At 61.2% G+C, this 19,469-nt stretch carries 20 protein-coding genes; 16 read left to right on the top strand and 4 right to left on the bottom strand.

Annotation, left to right across the window (positions count from 1 at the left end):
• Nucleotides 1–70: 70 nt before the first annotated feature.
• From FHT75_RS03950 to FHT75_RS03960, 3 genes are read left to right on the top strand one after another with little or no spacing between them, the layout of a single operon-like run.
• Nucleotides 71–1,087 (top strand): ABC transporter substrate-binding protein, encoded by a 1,017-nt coding sequence (locus FHT75_RS03950; protein ID WP_063475162.1) that lies wholly within the window; start codon nucleotides 71–73, stop codon nucleotides 1,085–1,087.
• Complete coding sequence (locus FHT75_RS03955; RefSeq protein ID WP_047610579.1) at nucleotides 1,084–2,124, top strand: FecCD family ABC transporter permease; 1,041 nt, start codon at nucleotides 1,084–1,086, stop codon at nucleotides 2,122–2,124. Before FHT75_RS03950 ends, FHT75_RS03955 begins: the two co-directional genes overlap by 4 nt.
• Nucleotides 2,121–2,885, top strand: coding sequence for an ABC transporter ATP-binding protein (locus FHT75_RS03960; protein ID WP_097594242.1), 765 nt, complete (start codon nucleotides 2,121–2,123; stop codon nucleotides 2,883–2,885). The genes FHT75_RS03955 and FHT75_RS03960 overlap by 4 nt, the downstream gene beginning before the upstream one ends.
• A 105-nt stretch (nucleotides 2,886–2,990) precedes the next feature.
• Here FHT75_RS03960 and FHT75_RS03965 read toward each other — a convergent pair whose 3' ends face one another.
• Nucleotides 2,991–3,488 carry an HIT family protein gene (locus FHT75_RS03965; protein ID WP_097594243.1) on the bottom strand — a complete coding sequence of 166 codons (498 nt, stop codon included), beginning with the start codon at nucleotides 3,486–3,488 and terminating at the stop codon, nucleotides 2,991–2,993.
• A gap of 207 nt (nucleotides 3,489–3,695) precedes the next feature.
• Between FHT75_RS03965 and FHT75_RS03970 the strand changes: the two genes are divergently transcribed.
• The 8 genes from FHT75_RS03970 (at nucleotide 3,696) to FHT75_RS04005 (ending at nucleotide 10,555) form a co-directional block, all read left to right on the top strand.
• Nucleotides 3,696–4,619 (top strand): MYG1 family protein, encoded by a 924-nt coding sequence (locus FHT75_RS03970; RefSeq protein WP_097630421.1) that lies wholly within the window; start codon nucleotides 3,696–3,698, stop codon nucleotides 4,617–4,619.
• Between the two features lie 198 nt (nucleotides 4,620–4,817).
• The gene (locus tag FHT75_RS03975) at nucleotides 4,818–5,207 is read left to right on the top strand and encodes a c-type cytochrome (RefSeq protein WP_097542266.1); all 390 of its coding nucleotides are present in this window, start codon (nucleotides 4,818–4,820) and stop codon (nucleotides 5,205–5,207) included.
• 148 nt (nucleotides 5,208–5,355) lie between these two features.
• Nucleotides 5,356–6,174, top strand: a complete 819-nt coding sequence (locus FHT75_RS03980; protein ID WP_063475156.1) for a cytochrome c oxidase subunit II — start codon at nucleotides 5,356–5,358, stop codon at nucleotides 6,172–6,174.
• 63 nt (nucleotides 6,175–6,237) lie between these two features.
• A complete protein-coding gene (locus tag FHT75_RS03985; RefSeq protein WP_097594245.1) occupies nucleotides 6,238–8,007 on the top strand; it encodes a cytochrome c oxidase subunit I in 1,770 nt (589 codons plus the stop codon).
• A complete protein-coding gene (locus FHT75_RS03990) occupies nucleotides 8,004–8,717 on the top strand; it encodes a cytochrome c oxidase subunit 3 (RefSeq protein ID WP_097630419.1) in 714 nt (237 codons plus the stop codon). Before FHT75_RS03985 ends, FHT75_RS03990 begins: the two co-directional genes overlap by 4 nt.
• 9 nt (nucleotides 8,718–8,726) lie before the next feature.
• On the top strand, nucleotides 8,727–9,446 hold the full coding sequence (locus FHT75_RS03995; RefSeq protein ID WP_063475153.1) for a heme-copper oxidase subunit III family protein: 720 nt from the start codon (nucleotides 8,727–8,729) through the stop codon (nucleotides 9,444–9,446).
• Nucleotides 9,447–9,453: 7 nt separating this feature from the next.
• Nucleotides 9,454–9,819, top strand: a complete 366-nt coding sequence (locus FHT75_RS04000; RefSeq protein ID WP_063475152.1) for a cytochrome C oxidase subunit IV family protein — start codon at nucleotides 9,454–9,456, stop codon at nucleotides 9,817–9,819.
• 43 nt (nucleotides 9,820–9,862) lie between these two features.
• Nucleotides 9,863–10,555 carry a molybdate ABC transporter substrate-binding protein gene (locus FHT75_RS04005; RefSeq protein ID WP_063475151.1) on the top strand — a complete coding sequence of 231 codons (693 nt, stop codon included), beginning with the start codon at nucleotides 9,863–9,865 and terminating at the stop codon, nucleotides 10,553–10,555.
• Between the two features lie 60 nt (nucleotides 10,556–10,615).
• Here FHT75_RS04005 and FHT75_RS04010 read toward each other — a convergent pair whose 3' ends face one another.
• Complete coding sequence (locus tag FHT75_RS04010) at nucleotides 10,616–11,653, bottom strand: AraC family transcriptional regulator (protein ID WP_063475150.1); 1,038 nt, start codon at nucleotides 11,651–11,653, stop codon at nucleotides 10,616–10,618.
• A gap of 120 nt (nucleotides 11,654–11,773) precedes the next feature.
• On the opposite strand from FHT75_RS04010, the gene FHT75_RS04015 reads away from it, so the two are divergent.
• The 5 genes from FHT75_RS04015 to FHT75_RS04035 all read left to right on the top strand — a co-directional run bounded on the left by FHT75_RS04015 (nucleotide 11,774) and on the right by FHT75_RS04035 (nucleotide 17,173).
• Nucleotides 11,774–13,225: an APC family permease gene (locus tag FHT75_RS04015; RefSeq protein WP_063475149.1), complete on the top strand. Its 1,452-nt coding sequence runs from the start codon at nucleotides 11,774–11,776 to the stop codon at nucleotides 13,223–13,225.
• Nucleotides 13,222–13,395 (top strand): hypothetical protein, encoded by a 174-nt coding sequence (locus FHT75_RS04020; RefSeq protein WP_176707371.1) that lies wholly within the window; start codon nucleotides 13,222–13,224, stop codon nucleotides 13,393–13,395. The genes FHT75_RS04015 and FHT75_RS04020 overlap by 4 nt, the downstream gene beginning before the upstream one ends.
• A 91-nt stretch (nucleotides 13,396–13,486) precedes the next feature.
• Nucleotides 13,487–15,475 carry a primary-amine oxidase gene (locus tag FHT75_RS04025; protein ID WP_097594417.1) on the top strand — a complete coding sequence of 663 codons (1,989 nt, stop codon included), beginning with the start codon at nucleotides 13,487–13,489 and terminating at the stop codon, nucleotides 15,473–15,475.
• A 97-nt stretch (nucleotides 15,476–15,572) separates the two neighbouring features.
• Nucleotides 15,573–16,169, top strand: a complete 597-nt coding sequence (locus tag FHT75_RS04030) for a dienelactone hydrolase family protein (protein WP_063475148.1) — start codon at nucleotides 15,573–15,575, stop codon at nucleotides 16,167–16,169.
• A 266-nt stretch (nucleotides 16,170–16,435) separates the two neighbouring features.
• Nucleotides 16,436–17,173 carry an SDR family oxidoreductase gene (locus FHT75_RS04035; RefSeq protein WP_063475147.1) on the top strand — a complete coding sequence of 246 codons (738 nt, stop codon included), beginning with the start codon at nucleotides 16,436–16,438 and terminating at the stop codon, nucleotides 17,171–17,173.
• 150 nt (nucleotides 17,174–17,323) lie between these two features.
• Here FHT75_RS04035 and FHT75_RS04040 read toward each other — a convergent pair whose 3' ends face one another.
• Together FHT75_RS04040 and FHT75_RS04045 are read right to left on the bottom strand one after the other, a co-directional pair.
• The gene (locus FHT75_RS04040) at nucleotides 17,324–18,562 is read right to left on the bottom strand and encodes an SfnB family sulfur acquisition oxidoreductase (RefSeq protein WP_063475146.1); all 1,239 of its coding nucleotides are present in this window, start codon (nucleotides 18,560–18,562) and stop codon (nucleotides 17,324–17,326) included.
• A gap of 35 nt (nucleotides 18,563–18,597) precedes the next feature.
• Nucleotides 18,598–19,377, bottom strand: coding sequence for an ABC transporter ATP-binding protein (locus FHT75_RS04045; protein WP_063475145.1), 780 nt, complete (start codon nucleotides 19,375–19,377; stop codon nucleotides 18,598–18,600).
• Between the last annotated feature and the right edge of the window lie 92 nt (nucleotides 19,378–19,469).

Genomic DNA, 19,469 nt, shown 5'->3' on the forward strand with positions numbered 1-19,469 from the left:
CAGCGTGACTTCAGCGTTGCGTATATGCGCGCGGCGCGGCCGTGCCTGTTTTCCCATCATCGAGGTTTTCATGCGTCAATTTCTCGCCATCATGACATTTACCTTCGGGCTGGCCGGCCTTGCGGCACCAAGCTTGGCCGCGACCCAATATCCCCTGACCGTCAGCAATTGCGGCCAGCAGGTGACGTTCCAGAAGGCGCCCGCCAGGATCGTTTCGATCGGCCAGGGCATGACTGAAATTCTGTTCTCGCTCGGCCTTGCCGACAAGATCGCCGGAACCGCCGTCTGGGTTGGCCCTGTCCTGCCGCAATATGCCGAGGCCAACAGCAAGATAAAACGCCTCGCCGACAACGATCCGAGCTTCGAATCCGTCGTCGGGCAGGAGCCCGACCTCGTGGCGGCCGAGTTCGAATGGCATGTCGGCGCGCAGGGCTCCGTCGGCAAGCGGGAGCAGTTCAAGGATCTCGGGATCAATAGTTATCTCGCGCCGGCCGATTGCGTCGCCAAGGTCAACACCGATGGCGGCGACGGTGTGCGTGGGGAGCTGTTCACGATGGACCTGATCTACCGGGAAATCGCTGAACTCTCGGAGATCTTCGACGTCAAGGAGCGCGGCGATGCGCTGATTTCCAAGCTGAGGAAGCGCGAGGCGGATGCCGTGGCGTCGATATCGGGCGCGACGGGCAAGAGCCTGCCGGTCGTCTTCTGGTTTTCCAGCAAGGAGGTCAACGGCGACGCCTTCATTGCCGGCAAGAACAGCGCACCTGCCTATATCCTCAAGACGATCGGCGCGAAGAACGTCGTGACAACCGAAGAGGAATGGCCGCTGGTCGGCTGGGAAACCATCGCCCAGGCGAACCCCGCGGTGATCGTGCTGGCGACCATGGATCGCCGCCGTTATGCGGCTGACGATCCCAAGGTCAAGCTTGACTTTCTCGAGAACGACCCTGTGACCAGGGAACTCGATGCCGTCAGGAACAGGCACTTCGTGATGATGGATGCGCAGTCGATGAACCCGACGATCCGCACGATCGACGGCATCGAGACAGTGGCGAAGGGCATCAAGTCCTTCGGCCTGGCACAGTGAAGACAGTATCGCTCAGGCGGCAGGGATGGTGGGCGCTCGCCGCGCTCACCATTGCCGCGCTTCTCCTTCTTGGACTGATGATCAGTCTCGCCGTTTCCATCGGCGAGATTGCCATCCCGCTTGCGACGACGGCTGAGGCGGTTTCGAACCGCCTGTTCGGAACCGATTTCGAGCTCAGCCGCATCCACCAGGGCATCGTCTGGGATTATCGGCTGAGCCGCGCCCTCGTCGCGGCCAGCGCCGGCGCGTCGCTCTCGCTCTGCGGCGCCATCCTGCAGGCGCTGCTGCGCAATCCGTTGGCCGAACCCTATGTGCTCGGCATCTCCGCCGGCGCCTCGACGGGAGCCGTCTGCGTGATGATTCTCGGCTTCGGCTACGGTATTCTCGGCCTGTCGAGCGGGGCCTTCATCGGCGCAGTCATGGCCTTTTTGCTGGTCGGCTTCCTGGCGACGGGTGCGGGGGGAACCGGCGAACGCATCATACTGTGTGGCGTCGCCGGTTCGCAGCTCTTCAACGCGCTCACCTCCTACATCGTGACGACATCGGCGAATGCCGAGCAGGCGCGCGGCATCCTGTTCTGGCTTCTGGGGTCGCTCAGCGGCGTACGCTGGCCAGATGTCTACCTTTCGGTGCCGATCGCGCTTGCCGGCTTCATCGTCTGCATGGCCCATGTGCGGGCGCTCGATGCCTTCGCCTTCGGCACGGATGCCGCCGCCTCGCTCGGCATTGCCGTGCGCCGCGTCCAGATCGTGCTGTTCGCCCTGACGGCGGCGATGACGGCAAGCGTCGTCAGCATGGTGGGCTCGATCGGTTTCGTCGGCCTCGTCATACCCCATGCCGCCCGTTTCCTTGTCGGGCCGGCCCATGGGCGGCTGCTGCCGGCAACGGCGCTCGGCGGCGCCATCTACATGGTCGGCGCCGATATCCTTTCGCGCATCATCATACCGCAGCAGATCCTGCCGATCGGTGTCGTCACCGCGCTCTTCGGCGCGCCGGCCTTCGCCGTCATCCTCTATCGCGTACGAGGGAATGCATGAGCATCAACGTCGACGAGGTGAGCTTTGCCGCCGGCGACACCGTCATTGTCAACGGCGTCAGCCTGACGGTGAAAAGGGGCAAGGTGCTCGGGTTGCTCGGGCCGAACGGTTCCGGAAAGTCGAGCCTTCTCAGATTGATCTGCCGGCTGCGCAAGGTTCGCAGCGGTGTCATCAGGCTCGGCGAGGACGACATTTCCTCGCTGTCGCGCGCAGCCCTTGCGCGTCGCGTCGCCTTCGTCGAGCAGCAGTCGACGACCGATACGCAGTTGACAGTGCGCGATGTGGTGCGGCTTGGCCGCACCCCGCATCGCGGGCTGTTGTCGTCCTGGGGCGCCGAAGACGATGCTGCCGTCGACCAGGCGCTGTCGCGGACGGGCATGCGGGAGAGGGCAGGCCAGCTCTGGCAGACACTGTCGGGCGGCGAGCGCCAGCGCGTCCATATTGCGAGATCGCTGGCGCAGGCGCCGAGCGAACTGCTGCTCGACGAGCCGACCAACCATCTCGATATCCAGCACCAACTCGACATTCTCTCGCTGATCTCGAAGCTCGGTATCACCTGTATCGTCGCGCTGCACGATCTCAACCTGGCGGCAATGTTCTGCGACAGCCTGGCGGTACTTCAAAAGGGCAAGGTCATCGCCTCGGGCGCGCCGGAGGATGTGCTGACGGAGGAGATGATCGGCCGGGTCTTCGGCGTTCGCGCCCATGTCCAGAAATCGGCCGTGCATGGCCGGCATCATATCCAATACGTCATGGATTAAGGAACGGCGGGGGATTTCGATCTTAAGGAGGGGTATGACCTCACTGGCCTTCTTCCGGGCCTGGCGCCGTGCGCTCGTCGCAAGACAGCCGGGACCGGCGCTGTCTTAGGCTTCAGGCGCCGAAAACCGCATTGCCTCCCGCAACAGCTTGATGACCTCTGAGACCGATGGCCCGCTGATGGGCGGCGGCTCTGTGCGTTCGCAGAATTCGCGCCAGACAAACAGCGTCAGTTCCGCGCCATCCGTTGCGGTTTCCCCCGGACCCTCTGCAAAACTCTGGAGCAGGCGATATCGAGCGTCCTTCCAGAACAACTCCTCCACCCAGTCATATATCGGGATCACATGGAAATGGATCGGATAACCGGGCGTGTGCCCGTATCGGCCGATATAGACGCGCTGGGCATTCAATTTCCGTTTCAGGGCGCTCTGAACCCTTGCGAGCAAGGGGCCGAATTCGGCCAAAGCGTCTTCAGACAAATCCGACAGATCGTTGGTATCGGTCTTGGAACTGAGCATGAGGTAGCCGGGAAGGGCGGAGTTCATGCGGTGGTTCACAAGCCATCCTGATGTTTCGGCAACATGAAAGTGCGGAGGAATCTCCAAACGCTGCGTCTTCCGTTTTCGCAAATGTCGCTATTCACTTCTGGTGGCGGCAGAATAGGCAGTTTCGCGAGGGTTGCAAATGACGCATCCGAGACATAATCAAGGCCAAGTCCAAGAGCCTTATCCCAGAGAGACTTGTCGTCATATCCGCCAACCGCTATCTGGTGCTGATCCTAGGCGAACCCGCCGAGAACGATAAGGCCTTTTATGATCCCCGATTTCCTCGTCACCCATTCCGGTGGCTTCCATGCCGACGAATTGCTGTCGAGCGTCATCCTGACCCGGCTTTTCCCGCAGGCGCGTATCGTCCGCAGCCGGGCGCCGGAATGGATCACGCCGGGCGAAGAACGCATCATCTACGATGTCGGCGGCGCCTATGACCCTGCCGCCGGGATATTCGACCACCACCAGCGCGGCGCGCCGTTGCGCGACGATGGCCAGCCCTACAGTTCCTTCGGCCTGATCTGGAAGCATTACGGCCGTGATTATCTCGCAGCCTCCGGCCTTCCCGAAGCACATGTCGAGACGCTGCATGGTTCTTTCGACGCCAGTTTCGTGCTGCCGGTCGACCTGACGGACAATGGCGCGCTCAGCCCCTCCGGGCCGCTGGCCGGGTTGACGCTGCCGGCTCTGCTGGAAACGCTGAAACCGGTCTTCGACGATGCCGACCCCGCTGCCGACGACCGTGCCTTCCACGCGGCCCTTGCCATCGCCCGCAGTTTCGTCGAGGCCAGGATTGCGCAGAGTGCTGCGAAATTGCGGGCCGAGGCGGTCGTGCATCAGGCAATCGAGGCTACCGGGCAGGGGCGTGTTTTGGAATTGCCGAGGGGAATGCCCTTCCGGCCTGCTATCGTGAAAGCAGGCGCCGATCATATGCTGTTCGTCGTCCACCCGCGCGAAAAGGACTGGTGCGTGACCGGCATCCGCCGCGCCGAGGATGGTTTCGAGCTCAGGGCCGATCTGCCGGCGGCCTGGGCCGGGCTCACCAATGGCGCATTGGAGGCGGCGTGCGGCATAGAGGGCGCGAGCTTCTGCCACAACGGCCGATTCATCGCCGCCGCCAGGACCCGAGAGGCGGCGCTTGCCATGGCCGAACTGGCGGTAGAGGAGGCGCTTTCGATCGGGCAATAGGTCAAATAGCGGCAGCTCAGGCAGCTTATTCGCGCCGGGTTCACCTCGTATCAGATTACGTTCAGATGGCTCCAATTGTAGGGCCGATTGACTTGCTGCCGCGAAGGACTAAGCTTTAGGCCATACAACCACTACCCATACGCGAGAGATTGCTGAGGGTGCAAGTGGCTGGCAACCTTGAGGAGGATGAGGTTTGCCATGGACTATCGTGTTATTCTGCTGATTGCCACATCCGTGATTGCCCTTTCCCCCGGTCGCGCCGGGGCGCAGGAGGGCGATGCGACCGCGGGTGCCGCCGTTTTCAAGAAATGCGCAACCTGTCATGTCGCCGATTCCGATACGAACAAGGTCGGTCCGTCGCTGAACAAGTTATTCGGCCGACAGGCCGGCACGCATCCTGATTTCGCCTATTCGGCCGGAATGAAGGCGGCCGGCGAAGGCGGTCTGGTCTGGGACGAGACAGTGCTGCGCGACTATCTGCATAATCCGAAAGCGAAGGTGAAGGGCACGAAGATGGCCTTCGTCGGCGTGAAGGACGATCAGGAGATCACCGATCTCATCGCCTATCTCAAGCAATATTCCAAATGATGGGCCATACTCCAAAATGACGGGTGGAAACGGCGCGGCAGGTGCCTAAATTGCCGTAATTGCCGATATTTTCTATCTGTGCGATAATAAAGACGGACTTTTTGCGGAATGCGGTTTCACGGGTCAACCTGCTCGAGGAGGAGCGGAAATGGCTGTCGTGCTGATCCTCGTCCTGATTGTCGTCGGCTCCGTGCTGTTCCATGTGCTGAGCCCGTGGTGGTGGACGCCGATCGCGTCCAACTGGACCTATATCGACAGCACCCTCGTCATCACCTTCTGGATCACCGGCATCGTCTTCGTGGCAGTGGTCTTGTTCATGGCCTATTGCGTCTTTCGCTTCCGGCATAAGCCGGGCAACAAGGCGCATTACGAGCCTGAAAACCGCAGGCTGGAGGTGATGCTCGCCTCGGGAACGGCGGTCGGCGTCGCCGCCATGCTGGCGCCCGGCCTCATCGTCTGGAACCAGTTCATCACGGTGCCCGCCGATGCCGCATCGGTGGAGGTCGTCAGCCAGCAGTGGCTGTGGAGCTTCCGCCTGCCGGGGGCGGACGGAAAGCTCGGCCGCGCCGAAACGCGCGACGTTACGCCCGAAAACCCGCTCGGCCTCGACAAGAACGATGCAAGCGGCCTCGACGACATCATCATCGAAGGCGGCGAACTGCATCTGCCGATCGGCAAGCCGGTGCACATGTTGCTGCGCTCGGTCGATGTGCTCCATGATTTCTACGTGCCTGAGTTTCGCGCCAAGATGGACATGATCCCCGGCATGGTCACCTACTTCTGGCTCACGCCGACGCGGACGGGGACCTTCGAGATCCTCTGCGCCGAACTCTGCGGCGTCGGTCATCCGCAAATGCGCGGCACCGTCGTCGTCGACAACGACGCGGACTATCAGACTTGGCTCGGGCAGCAGCAGACATTCACCCAGTTGACGGCGTCATCGGGAGAGCTGCCGCCGGCAAACTGAACCGTGCAGTGGTCGCAGACCGCAGGCCGGTTCGGTGAACCGGCGGGGGAAGGAAGAGAGATCATGGTCGAGATTCCATCCGGCAGCATCCCATCCGCCGAAGTCGAGGATGTGGAGCTTTATCATCCACACAGCTGGTGGACGAAATATGTGTTCAGCCAGGATGCCAAGATCATCGCCGTGCAATATTCGATTACCGCCATCGCGATCGGCCTGGTGGCGCTGGTACTCTCCTGGCTGATGCGGATTCAGCTCGCCTTCCCCGGCTATTTCACCTTCATCGATGCCGATCACTATTACCAGTTCATCACCATGCACGGGATGATCATGGTGATCTATCTCCTGACTGCGCTCTTCCTCGGCGGCTTCGGCAATTACCTCATTCCGCTGATGGTCGGCGCCCGCGACATGGTTTTCCCTTACGCCAACATGCTGAGCTACTGGATCTACCTGCTCGCGGTGCTGATCCTCGCCGCAGGCTTCTTCGCCCCCGGCGGCCCGACAGGGGCCGGCTGGACGCTTTATCCGCCGCAATCCGTTCTGTCAGGCACACCAGGCGGCAAGGACTGGGGCATCCTGCTGATGCTGACCTCGCTGATCGTCTTCATCATCGGCTTCACGATGGGCGGGCTGAACTATGTGGTAACCGTGCTGCAGGGGCGGGCGCGCGGGATGACGCTGATGCGGATGCCGCTCACCGTCTGGGGCATTTTCACCGCAACCGTGATGGCGCTGCTCGCTTTTCCCGCACTCTTCGTCGCCTGCGTCATGATGCTCTTCGACCGCGTGCTCGGCACCAGCTTCTTCATGCCCGCCATCGTCGAGATGGGCACGCAGCTCCAGCATGGCGGCGGCAGCCCGATCCTGTTCCAGCACCTCTTCTGGTTCTTCGGCCATCCCGAGGTCTATATCGTGGCGCTGCCGGCCTTCGGCATCGTCTCGGACCTGATCAGCACGCATGCGCGCAAGAATATCTTCGGCTACCGCATGATGGTCTGGGCGATCGTCATCATCGGGGCGTTGAGCTTCGTCGTCTGGGCGCACCACATGTATGTCAGCGGCATGCACCCGGCCTTCGGCTTCTTCTTCGCCACGACGACGCTGATCATCGCCATCCCGACGGCGATCAAGGTCTACAACTGGGTGCTGACGCTGTGGCGCGGCGATATCCACCTGACGCTGCCGATGCTCTTTGCGCTCGCCTTCATCGTCACCTTCGTCAATGGCGGGCTGACCGGCCTGTTTCTCGGCAATGTCGTCGTCGACGTGCCGCTGTCGGATACGATGTTCGTCGTGGCCCACTTCCACATGGTCATGGGGGTCGCGCCGATCCTCGTCATCTTCGGGGCGATTTATCACTGGTATCCGAAGGTGGCGGGGCGCATGCTGAACGACGTGCTCGGCCATATCCACTTCTGGATCACCTTCCTCGGCACCTATGCGATCTTCTTTCCGATGCACTATCTCGGTCTGCTCGGCGTGCCGCGCCGCTATTTCGAGATGGGGGAGACGGCCTTCGTTCCGCCGTCGGCCCACACGCTGAACATCTTCATCACAGTCATGGCGCTGGTCGTGGGCGCCGGGCAGATGGTCTTCCTGTTCAATCTCGCCTGGAGCCTTTTCCGGGGCAGGGAGGCCGGCGGCAATCCCTGGCGGGCAACGACGTTGGAATGGCAGACGCCTGAGACGCCGCCGGCGCACGGCAACTGGGGCAAAGACCTGCCTGTGGTCTATCGCTGGGCCTATGATTACAGCGTGCCGGGCGCGGCCGAGGATTTCATTCCGCAGAATGTGCCGGCAACGGCTGGCGTCACCCGGGAGACGCCGGCATGAGCGTCGTGCTGATCTTTCTGGCCGCCATCGCCGCCATCATGATCTGGTGGCTCTCCGGGCAGCGGCTGACCTCGAAGCCCTGGCTGGAGACCGGCTCCGTGCAGATGCCGGTTCATGGCGGCACCGACCGGCCGCCGGTGCCGTCGGTGAAGATCGGTCTCTTCGTCTTTCTCGGCGTCGTCGGCGCGCTCTTCAGCCTTGCCGTCAGCGCCTATTTCATGCGCGCGGCCTCGGCCGACTGGTGGGGGATGCCGGTTCCGCGCCTGCTCTGGGTGAACACCGCGGCGCTGGCCTTGAGCAGTGCGGCGCTGCAATGGGCTAAGCGCGAAGTGCGGCATGGCCGCATGGAAAGCCTGCGGCCTGCGCTCGTTACGGCACTTGCGCTTGCGGTCTTCTTCCTCGCCGGGCAGATCCAGGTATGGCGGGAGTTGGTCGCGGCAGGCTACGTGCTTGATGATAACCCCGCCAACAGCTTCTTCTACATGCTGACCGGGCTGCATGGCCTGCATATTCTCGGCGGGCTGGCGGTGCTGGCGCACACGACGGTCAAGGCCTTCGCAGCCGATATCGCGCCGGAGAGGCTGAGCCTCAGCGTCGATCTCTCGGCTATCTATTCGCATTTCATGCTTGCGGTCTGGCTGCTGCTCTTCGCGCTTTTTGCCGGCTGGGCCAGCGATTTCGTCGATCTCTGCCGCACGTTGATTAGCTAGGGGGTGCAGATGGCACAGACTATCGAGACACATGGTGGGGCTGACCTCAAGCCATCAGGCCTTCGCGGTGTCGCCGCCGATTTCAGCTCGGATCAGCGCGCCTTCAAGACCGCCTCCTGGGGCAAGGCGATGATGTGGATCTTTCTCTTGAGCGACACCTTCGTCTTCGGTTGTTTCCTGATCGCCTATATGACCGCCCGCATATCGACGCCCGTACCATGGCCCAATCCGAGCGAGGTCTTCGCGCTGCATATCGGCGGCCAGGATGTGCCGTTGATCCTGATCGCGATCATGACCTTCGTGCTGATCTCGAGCAGCGGCACCATGGCGATGGCGGTCAATTTCGGCTATCGCCGCGACCGCCGCACGACGGCGGTGCTGATGCTGCTGACAGCACTTCTCGGCGCATGCTTCGTCGGCATGCAGGCCTTCGAATGGACGAAGCTGATCACCGAGGGCGTGCGCCCCTGGGAAAACCCGTGGGGGGCGGCGCAGTTCGGCTCGACCTTCTTCATGATAACAGGCTTTCACGGCACCCATGTCACGATCGGCGTCATCTTCCTCCTCATCGTCGCCCGCAAGGTCTGGCGCGGCGATTTCGACGTGGAACGGCGTGGCTTCTTCACCAGCCGGAAAGGCCGCTACGAGGCCGTCGAGATCATGGGCCTCTACTGGCACTTCGTCGACCTGGTCTGGGTCTTCATCTTTGCATTCTTTTATCTGTGGTGAGGTCGTCATGAGCGAGACAACGGCGCATGCACAAGTCCAAACGGCGCATGCACAGGCACACAGCGGACAGCAGCACCCGATCGGGCTCTATTTCTTCGTCTGGGGCCTGCTCTTCGTGCTCAGCGCGGCGTCCTATATGGTCGATTATCTTGGCGTCCAGAGCTATCTCAGGTGGACGCTGATCCTGGTGTTCATGATGCTGAAAGCCGGATTGATCGTCGCCGTCTTCATGCACATGGCCTGGGAACGGCTGGCGCTGGTCTACGCCATCCTGCTGCCGCCGCTGCTGGTGCTGGTTTTTGTCGCGTTGATGGTTTCGGAAGCGGACTATACGATCTTCACGCGGCTGGCGTTTTTTGGGGCGGGGCCGTAGGGTCTGCTGGACAAGATCGTTAGATCAGAGGCGGAGTTCTGATATGACTCGGGAAGTCCGTCTTTTTGGCGCTATTGCGGTTCGACCCGCCGTCCTTGCTCTCATATCCCGGTACGAAACGGCCACAGCGCACAGAGTTGCGCTCAAGTGGGAGCTCAATCCTGTCGTCAAGAAGCAGATCGAAGCTGGCGAACCCTTCGACCTCGTCATCACCAATCCGAATCTGGTTCAGGAACTGACAGCCCTAGGGAAAGTCAGGGCGGGGAGTGAGGTCGCGTTCGGCCGGATCGCAATGGGGGTGGCTGCCAAGGTCGGCAGCCCGCCGCTCGACATAGGGTCCGTGGAAGCATTCAAACAAACGTTGAAGAGCGCCGGATCGATCGCCTACGCCAGTGACGGAACCAGTGGCGGCTATTTCTCCGGTCTGTTGGAACGCCTGGGAATAGCCGATGAGGTGAAGCCCAAGCTGGTGACCATATCCGGAGGGCAGACGGCGGCGGCCGTCGGTCGTGGGGAAGCCGAGCTGGGCGTCGTTCCCGTGACGTCGATCCTCGCCGCCGCTCCCGAGGTCATGCTTGTCGGCCCGTTTCCGGCAGAACTCCAAAGTTATATCGACTTCGCCATCGGCATCAGCGCCGATGCAACGGACGCGGAAGCCACGAGGCAATTGTCGGAATTTCTGACGTCGACAGCCGTTGACGACCTCCTGGCGGCAAAGGGCGTTGAGCGCTGCTGAAAACTCCTTGATAAGCAGCGGTGAGGCGAACAGGCAATCTCCGTTGCCGTACATCCTCGTTCAATCGATCGAAGATGAGTGGTTCCCTTTCTTCTCCCAGGACCGCAGCGCACGCCAGAGCACCGTGTTGTCTGCATAACCCAGCACACGCGCCACCTCGGACATCGGCGCGGCATGTCGGTCGCCGAGATAATGGGCGGCGAGTGTCTGGCGGTGTTGGCGAACGAGATCGCGAAGCGACACGCCTTCCTCCGACAGCCGACGCTGCAGGCTTCGCGGCGACATCTTCAGTTCGGCGGCGAGGATTGCGACCGTGATCGGTTTGCGGCCAAGATAGATGCCGATCAGGGCCTGGACCTTTTCATTGACAGCTTCGCCGGCCGCCGGCTCGTTGACCAGATCGCCGATGTGCCGCTCCAGGATTTCGATCAGGCTTTTGTCTTCCGAGCGGTGGACACGATCGGCATCCGCCTTGTTCATGACGATGCGGTTGCCGGATTGGCCGAACAGGATGGGCGCGCCATAGATGCGTTCCAGCACGCCGGCATCGCGTGGGGCGTGATGTTCGAGCTGGATTTCGATCGGTCGCCAGCCTCGGCGGAAGCACGAACGGACGAGCTGACAGGAGGCGGCAATCGTGAATTCGCTGTCCTGCCGGCGCGGCCACATGCTGGGGTCGACGATCCGGTAGCTCCAGACAAAATCGCCATTCTCCTCGAATACGCCGGAACTGGTTGCGCCCTGCAACGCGTTCACATATTTGGACAGCCGTTCGAAAGCGCTGCGAATGTTCGGCGAGAGCGCGAAGAGCATGCCGATGGGGCCGAGATCGGCGGGCCTGAAACCGGTGGCCATGCGGGCTCCGAGTGCCGGTTCGCCTGTTATCGTCGCGGCATCCTCGAACAGCGCGACATAACGCGCCATGGGCAGGACAGCGTAGGGATCTTCCAGTTGCGAGCGCAGAATGCCGTGCGAAGCCAGAAGAAGGTCGGTTTTCCCGGATCTTTTATCGATTTGTTGCACCAGCGGGATCAAGACAGAGGCTCGAATCGAAGCAACTGCGGGCATCCGGCTGATCAAATGCGGTGCAACTGCCATTTTCAGCGTCTCCGGTGACCGTCGTGGCGCGAATTATCGATTCATTGGCATAAACTGCAATTTCGAGGCCAGATCGCTGCGCTTACCCTCTTGGCAACAACAAACAAAGAGGGTTCCTCCATGACACTGGAAGCAAGCATGCCCGCGCCGTCATCGCCGGAGCGTCGTCTGGCCAAGGACTCGGTGGGACTTGCCCATATCGTGTTCTTCGTCGTTGCCGCGGCCGCGCCGCTCACGGCCGTCGTCGGCGCTTCACCGGCCGCCTTTGCCTTTGGCAATGGCGCAGGCGTTCCCGGCGCGTTCGTGCTCGCCGGCCTGCTTTACCTGCTCTTCTCGGTCGGCTTCACCGCCATGAGCCGGCATGTGGGCGGGGCGGGGGCCTTCTACACCTATATCACCCATGGCATCGGTAAGCCGGCCGGGGTGGGTGGCGCCTTCATGGCGCTGGTCACCTATAGCGCGGTTCAGATCGCCATCTATGGGCTGTTCGGCTTCTTCATGGCCAACGCCATGGCGCCGCTTGGGCTCGTCCTGCCGTGGTGGGCCTGGGCCTTCGCGGCACTCGTCGTCGTGCTGGTTTGCGGTCAGCGCAATATCGCCTTCTCAGGCGCGATCCTTGGCGTCTGTATGATCGCCGAAATCGCCATATTGCTGGTTCTCGATCTTGCCATCGTCTTTTCAGGCGGCGGACCGGAAGGCATCACCTTCTCCTCCTTCGCTCCATCGCAGGTCTTTACGCCAGGTCTTGGTGTGGCGCTGGTCTTCGTCATCGGTTCCTTCATCGGCTTCGAAGCCACGGCCATTTTCGGCGAGGAAGCCGAAGATCCCGAAAAGACCATTCCCCGCGCCACCTATGTTGCCGTGCTGCTCATCACCCTGTTCTACGCCTTCTCCACCTGGGCCATCGTGCAATTCTACGGTCCGGGCAATGTGCAGGCCTCTGCCGCTGCCGGCCTCGACAGCTTCTACTTCGCTGCCGCCAATTCGGTGCTTGGCGCATGGTCGAGCCAGGTGATGAACGTGCTGCTGATCACCAGCCTGTTTGCCTGCATCCTGTCCTTCCACAATACGCTCAACCGCTATTTCTTCGCCCTCGGCCGGGAAGGCCTGGCCGCCAAGGTACTTGGCAAGGTTCACGCCAAGCATGGCTCACCCTATGCCGCGGGTCTGCTGCAAAGTCTGATCGCGGCCGTCGTCCTTGCCCTGTTCGTCATCTTCGGCGCCGATCCCTACACCGTGGTGTTCTCGTGGATGGCAGCGCTTGCAGGGATCGGTATCCTGCTGGTGCAGGTGCTGGTCTCCGTCGCGATCATCATGTTCTTCCGCAAGACGCCGAACAGCTACAGCGCCTGGACCACGATGATCGCCCCGGCGCTGGCGCTGCTCGGCCTGATGGGTTCGCTGGTGCTGGTCAGTTCCAATCTTTCCCTGCTTTCCGGCAGCGAAAGCCTGATCGTCAAGGCTTTCCCCTATGTCATGGTGCTGGTGGGCATTCTCGGAGCGCTGTTTGCAATCCAGGTCAAGAGATCCAAGCCCGCTCTCTACGCCTCGCTCGGAAAGGCTTTCGAATGAGTGCCATTGCTGAACTTGCACCCGTCGATCGCCTTCTGGTTCTCGCGATCGCGATCCTTGCCGGCGCAACTTTGCTGGTTGCCGTTGAGGCGCATGTTTTCTGCTCGGTGTTTTGCATTCACGCAGAGGCGATGATGACCGAGATGCAGATCTGCTCCGGTCGATCCTGATTACCGCAGCTTGCGACGCGCGAAGGCGCGTCGTCTTTCCGGAAGCCAAGAGGCCCACAATCAAAGAGGCCTAAATCAAAGAGGTATGTTCATGGACGCCGTTGTCGCAGTCACCCATCCGCTCGATCCTCTGAGCCTTGCCGAGATCGCCTCTGCCGTTGCCATACTCAAGGATACGCAGAAACTCGCAGCCACCTTCCGCTTTCCGATAACCCGGCTGGAGGAGCCGACCAAGGCGGATCTTGCCACTCATCGCTTGGGCAACAGTCTGCCGCGCCTCGCCTTCATCCTGGCCATGGATATCAGCAACGGCGAGACCTTCGAGGGCATCGTCGACCTGACCGCCGGCAAGGTGTCCTCCTATATAAGATTGCCTCTCGACGAGTTGCCCTACGGCCAGCCGCCGGTCATGCTGTGCGAATTCGAAACCGTTGAAGGCACCGTCAAATCCGATCCGCGCTGGATCGCTGCCGTCAAGAAGCGCGGCATTACCGACGAGGACATTCCGCTCATCCAGATTGATCCTTTCTCCTCCGGCTATTTTGGCCGCGAATTCGAGAAGGGAAAGCGCATCGTCCGCGCCGTGTCCTATTGGCGCGAGGATATCCGCGACAACGGCTATGCGCATCCGATCGAGGGCGTGGTGGCGGTGGTCGACCTGATCGCCAACCGAGTGGTCGATCTCGTCGACGATGAAAAGATCATTCCGGTTCCACGGAAGAAGCGCAATTATGGCCGCGAAACCTTCCCGGAACTCCGGCCCGATCTCAAGCCGCTGCATATCGTTCAGCCGCAAGGGCCGAGTTTTACTGTCGACGGCTGGAAAGTCGAATGGCAGAACTGGAGTTTCCGTGTCGGTTTCACCCCGCGCGAGGGCCTCGTTCTGCATGAGCTCGGCATCAAGGATCAGGGCAGGCTGCGGCCCGTCGTCTTTCGCGCCAGTGTCACCGAAATGGTCGTGCCCTATGCCGATCCGACCGCGAACCATTATTGGAAGAGCGCCTTCGATGCCGGCGAATACGGCCTCGGGCGCCTGGCCAACAGCCTCGAACTCGGCTGCGACTGCCTCGGCCATATTCACTATTTCGACGTGCCGGCGGCCGATGATTTCGGCCAGCCTTTCATCATGAAGAACGCCATCTGCATGCATGAGGAGGATTACGGCATCCTCTGGAAGCATTACGAATTCCGCAACGGTATTTTCGAAGTGCGCCGCTCCCGCCGTCTCGTCATCTCCTTCTTCGCAACCGTCGGCAACTATGATTACGGCTTCTACTGGTATCTCTACCAGGACGGCACGATCCAGCTCGAAGCCAAGCTCACCGGCATCATCCAGACGGCGGCGGTCGCGACCGGCGAAACCTATCCATGGGGCGGTATGGTCGATGACAATCTCGGCGGTCCGACCCACCAGCATTTCTTCAATGCGCGCCTGCATATGGATGTCGATGGCGATGGCAACACCGTGACCGAGCATGAGTTCGTGCCGCGTCCCTGGGGTGAAGACAATCCCTATGGCAATGTCTTCGATACCAGGACTCGCGTATTGAAGCGCGAACTCGATTCGCCTGCACTCGCCAATGGCGAGACCGGCCGCTACTGGAAAGTCTCCAACCCCAACATGCAGAACAGCGTCGGCAAAACGCCGGGCTACAAGATCGTCGTCATGCCGTCACCGGTCATGCTTGCCCAGCCGGATTCGACCGTTGCCCAGCGCGGCGGCTTCGCCAAGAAACACATCTGGGTCACGGCCTTCGATGCCAGGGAGAAATATGCGAGCGGTGATTATCCAAATGTGCATGCCGGCGGCGACGGCCTGCCGGGTTATGTCAAGCAGAACCGCGAAATCGAGAATGCCGATATCGTGCTCTGGCATTCCTTCGGTCATACCCATGTCTGCAAGCCCGAGGATTTTCCGATCATGCCGGTGGAATATGCAGGCTTCACACTGAAACCGAACGGCTTTTTCGCATCCAACATCGCCATGGACCTGCCGCCTGGTGGAAACGAGGAGAGTGTCGACAATCGCCTGCAGCCTTCACCCGATGACAGCGGGAACGATTCCTGCTGCCACACCTAGAGTATGGGACTGGCCTGCGACTGACGTCTTCCCGACGAAGCGATGACCCGGTAGAGTTGCCGAATGTGCGCCCGATCATCCCATCCGGAGGCTTCGTATGGCTGAGGTCTTGTTATTCCACCACGCACAGGGGCTGACCCCGGGTGTGCATGCGTTCGCCGACGCTTTGAGGGCAGCCGGCCACATCGTGCATACGCCTGATCTGTTCGACGGGCGTACCTTCCCCAGCATCGAAGAAGGCCTCGCCTATATCGGTGAAATCGGATTCGACGCTGTCAGGGAGCGTGGCGTCCGCCTCGCCGACGAACTGCCGGTCGAGCTCGTCTATGGCGGGTTCTCATTCGGTGTGCTGCCGGCGCAGAAGCTGGCGCAGACGCGGCCTGGGGCCTGTGGGGCGCTCCTCTTCTACTCCTGCCTGCCGATCAGCGGCGAGTGGGCCTTCGGACCATGGCCGGATGGTGTCGCGGTGCAGATCCACGGTATGGACAACGACCCGATTTTCGCAGGCGAGGGCGATATCGACGCCGCCCGCGAGATTGTGGAAAAGGTCGAGAAGGCGGAGCTTTTCCTCTACCCCGGCGATCAGCACTACTTCGCCGACAGCTCGCTTCCATCCTATGACGCGGATGCGACCGCGCTCCTCACCAGCCGAGTGCTCGCGTTCCTGGACTCCTTGGACGACACGTCTGGATGAGGCTGGAGGGCAGGGATGCGGCTGAGCGCAGCAGTTCGGCACAGCCATCGTCGCCACTTGCCATCGAAGCAAAATCTGCCTTATAAAAATTCCGTCGAAAGAGTGCTGGTCGGATGGTAGCCCGGCCGTCGCCCATCGGGCGGCAACTCCTCCTTTCAGGGTAACCGCGACACCGCAGCCGGCTTGCCGGTCTCGTAGGTGTGTCCGCCGGGAACTCTGAAACCTTTGTCGGCGCACCTTCATGTCAACATAGAAGGACGTTCGACTTGAAACTGACGGACAACACCATTCTCATCACCGGCGGCGCAAGCGGCATCGGGCTGGCGCTTGCCAAGCAACTTTCCGAACGGAAAAATCGCGTCATCATCTGCGGCAGGAGCAGGGAGGCGCTGGACAGGGCGCAGGCGGCCGTGCCTGCTCTGATAACGCGGGTCTGCGACGTCACCGATCTCGACAATCGTGACAGCCTGTCGGGCTGGCTGGAAAACAACCATCCCGACCTCAACATGCTGATCAACAATGCCGGGGTGCAGTACGTCAGGCATTTCGACGATGATCAGGCCGTGGCCGATCTCGACCAGGAGATAGCCATCAACCTTGCCGCGCCGATCCAACTGATCGGCGAGCTGCTGCCGATGCTGAAGCGGCAACCCAGCGCCGTCATCGTCAACGTCACCTCGGGACTGGCGTTTACGCCGAAGGCCGACATTCCCGTCTATTGTGCGACCAAGGCCGCCCTCCATTCCTTCACGCTGTCGCTTCGTCACCAGTTGAAGGCGACGGGCGTGCGGGTGGTCGAGATGGTCCCGCCGATGGTCGACACCAATCTCGGCGGTGGCGTGCGGGCAGCGAGTGCGGAGCGGCAATACATGATGTCGCCGGAGGAATTCGCCACGGACGCACTTGCCCAGTTGGAGAATGACCAGCACGAACTGCTGGTCGGCACCGCCGTCCACACGCGCAAGCATGGCGAAGCGATGTTCGAGCGGTTGAACGGCGGCTAACCTAAGACCGCTTATATTCCAGGGAGCAGATCAATCCGAAACGCCGCGGTCACTGGATGCTCTCGACATATAAGGATAGCAGGACAGTGGCGATGAGGTCCCTCTCGCCACTGAAATATTCTGAGTTTCGAAGTGCGAATGGCAGCCCTTTTAGCTCCAGGCGTGCAGCGGCGGCTTCTCTCCATTGAGGAAATACTTGCCGAGGATCGAGTATTTCCATCGTACCGGATCGTGCAGCGTATGCGTCCGGGCATTGCGCCAATGGCGGTCGAGATTGTGCTCGGCAAGCGTCGAGCGGGTGCCCGCCAGTTCGAACAGCTTGTTGGTCGCCTCGATAGCGATCTCGGTGGAGAGGATCTTGGCCTCGGCCGTGAAGACCTGGGCTTCCGCCACGGTATCGGCATTGGGATTGGCGACCGCCCGGTCGATTGCAAGTCCGGCTTTATCGAGCAGCGCCTGAGCCGCATGCAGCCTGAGCTGGAGTCCTCCGATCGCCTGGATCGTGTAAGGATCGTCCCAGGCATGGTCGAGGCCGCTATCGACCCAGGCGCGGGATTTGGTGCGGACGAAATCGATCGTCTCCTTAATCGCTGCCGATGCGATGCCGGTATCGACGGCAACCTGGATGATTTGGAAGATGGCGCCGTCGGCCGTCGGTCTGTCATAGCCCTTGTAACCGGGCACCAGCCACGCCTTGTCGACTTTGACATTGTCGAGGATGACGGTGCCCGACAGCGTGGTTCGCTGGCCAAAGCTCGACCAGTCGTCGATGACAGTCAAACCCGGCGCATCGCGATCGGCGATCGCGTACCAGGCGCGGCCCTCGTCATCGAGCGCCACGATCGGCACCTTATGGGCAAGCAAGGCGCCGGACGAATAGAATTTCTGACCGTTCACCACGACGTGGTCGCCATGGTCGACAAACCTGGTTTCAAAATCGACCGCGCGTTTGGAGCCGAATTCCGAAAAGGCATTACCGAAGCGGGTGCCCTTGAGAATTTCGCCGAACAACAGTTCCTGCTGCGCTTCGTCTGAAACCGTACGGATTGCCGCCACGACGCCGAGATGGTTCTGCGAGATCTGGCCGATTGACGAATCTGCCTCGGAGATGATCTCGACCACCTTTGCGAGCGTGACGTAGGAGACCTCCGGTCCGCCGAACGCCTTGGGCACATTGATCGACCAGAGTCCGCTCTGCGAGAAGGCATCCAATTCTTCCGCCGGCCAGATCCGCTCGCGGTCACGATCTGCGGAACCCTTGACGAACTCCGCGGCGAGCCGGTGAGCGACCGCGATCGCTTCTGCGTCGCCCTTGATGATATGCGCAGGCTTTTCCGGCCGCTTGACGCCGGGTACGGCAACCCTGTCTGTTTTGGCAATGACGTTCATTTTGGTCTCCCTTCTGCGTGATGGATGTGAATGGATCAGGCCGCCGGCCTGCTGTGGGCGAAGGCCGCGCTTTCCCCGAGATAAAAAGCCTTGATGTCGTCACGGCTGCGCAATTCGGCGGCGGAACCCGACAGCACGGCGACGCCGTTTTCGATGACGGTGGCGTGGTCGGCGTACTGAAGCGCCACCGTCGAATTCTGTTCGGCAACCAGGATGGAAAGTCCATCCTCCCGGTTCAGCGCCTTGAGCGAACGGAAGATATCCTTGATCACGAGGGGTGCCAGACCCATCGAGGGCTCGTCGAGAACAAGCAGCCGCGGCCGCGACATCAGCGCGCGACCGATCGCCGTCATCTGCTGCTCGCCGCCTGAAGTAAGTCCAGCCGCTGTACGACGCTTTTCCTTGAGCCGGGGGAAAATGGCATAGATGCGCTCGAGGTCGGCAGCGATCTCGCGCCTGGACGATGAACGCCCGAGGCCGCCGGAGATAAGATTTTCCTCAACCGACAGGCTTTTGAAGCAATGCCGCCCTTCGAGCACCTGCACCAGGCCCGATCGCACCAGATTGGCGGGCTTCTCGCTGAGCACATCGCGGCCTTCGAAACGGATCGTGCCCGACGTCACCTGGCCTCGTTCGGCCGGCAACAGGTTCGAGATAGCCTTCAGTGCCGTCGTCTTGCCCGCGCCATTCGACCCGAGAAGGGCAAGGATTTCTCCGCGCCGTAGCTGAAAGCTCACGCCGTTCAGGGCTTTGATCGTCTTGTTGTAGACGGCGTGCACGGAGTTGATATCAAGAAGGATCGTTTCGTCGGACATGTCGTTCGTTCCAAAGCCAATCAGCGAGAGAGGCCCGGCGCAGGCAAACCGATCTGCCGCACCGGGTTATGGAATGAGGGATGGCGGCTTGC

The organism is Rhizobium sp. BK112, assembly GCF_014193215.1.
In the GTDB taxonomy this organism is placed as follows: domain Bacteria; phylum Pseudomonadota; class Alphaproteobacteria; order Rhizobiales; family Rhizobiaceae; genus Rhizobium; species Rhizobium anhuiense.

Bases quoted from the DNA above. Each gene is read 5' to 3' on its own strand.
- FHT75_RS04005 (WP_063475151.1), top strand. From the start codon at position 9,863: ATGACTCGGGAAGTCCGTCTTTTTGGCGCTATTGCGGTTCGACCCGCC.
- FHT75_RS04045 (WP_063475145.1), bottom strand. From the start codon at position 19,377: ATGTCCGACGAAACGATCCTTCTTGATATCAACTCCGTGCACGCCGTC.
- FHT75_RS04025 (WP_097594417.1), top strand. From the start codon at position 13,487: ATGGACGCCGTTGTCGCAGTCACCCATCCGCTCGATCCTCTGAGCCTT.
- FHT75_RS04010 (WP_063475150.1), bottom strand. From the start codon at position 11,653: ATGGCAGTTGCACCGCATTTGATCAGCCGGATGCCCGCAGTTGCTTCG.
- FHT75_RS03975 (WP_097542266.1), top strand. From the start codon at position 4,818: ATGGACTATCGTGTTATTCTGCTGATTGCCACATCCGTGATTGCCCTT.
- FHT75_RS03990 (WP_097630419.1), top strand. From the start codon at position 8,004: ATGAGCGTCGTGCTGATCTTTCTGGCCGCCATCGCCGCCATCATGATC.
- FHT75_RS03995 (WP_063475153.1), top strand. From the start codon at position 8,727: ATGGCACAGACTATCGAGACACATGGTGGGGCTGACCTCAAGCCATCA.
- FHT75_RS03970 (WP_097630421.1), top strand. From the start codon at position 3,696: ATGATCCCCGATTTCCTCGTCACCCATTCCGGTGGCTTCCATGCCGAC.
- FHT75_RS04015 (WP_063475149.1), top strand. From the start codon at position 11,774: ATGACACTGGAAGCAAGCATGCCCGCGCCGTCATCGCCGGAGCGTCGT.
- FHT75_RS03960 (WP_097594242.1), top strand. From the start codon at position 2,121: ATGAGCATCAACGTCGACGAGGTGAGCTTTGCCGCCGGCGACACCGTC.
- FHT75_RS04030 (WP_063475148.1), top strand. From the start codon at position 15,573: ATGGCTGAGGTCTTGTTATTCCACCACGCACAGGGGCTGACCCCGGGT.
- FHT75_RS04040 (WP_063475146.1), bottom strand. From the start codon at position 18,562: ATGAACGTCATTGCCAAAACAGACAGGGTTGCCGTACCCGGCGTCAAG.
- FHT75_RS03985 (WP_097594245.1), top strand. From the start codon at position 6,238: ATGGTCGAGATTCCATCCGGCAGCATCCCATCCGCCGAAGTCGAGGAT.
- FHT75_RS03950 (WP_063475162.1), top strand. From the start codon at position 71: ATGCGTCAATTTCTCGCCATCATGACATTTACCTTCGGGCTGGCCGGC.
- FHT75_RS04000 (WP_063475152.1), top strand. From the start codon at position 9,454: ATGAGCGAGACAACGGCGCATGCACAAGTCCAAACGGCGCATGCACAG.
- FHT75_RS03980 (WP_063475156.1), top strand. From the start codon at position 5,356: ATGGCTGTCGTGCTGATCCTCGTCCTGATTGTCGTCGGCTCCGTGCTG.
- FHT75_RS04020 (WP_176707371.1), top strand. From the start codon at position 13,222: ATGAGTGCCATTGCTGAACTTGCACCCGTCGATCGCCTTCTGGTTCTC.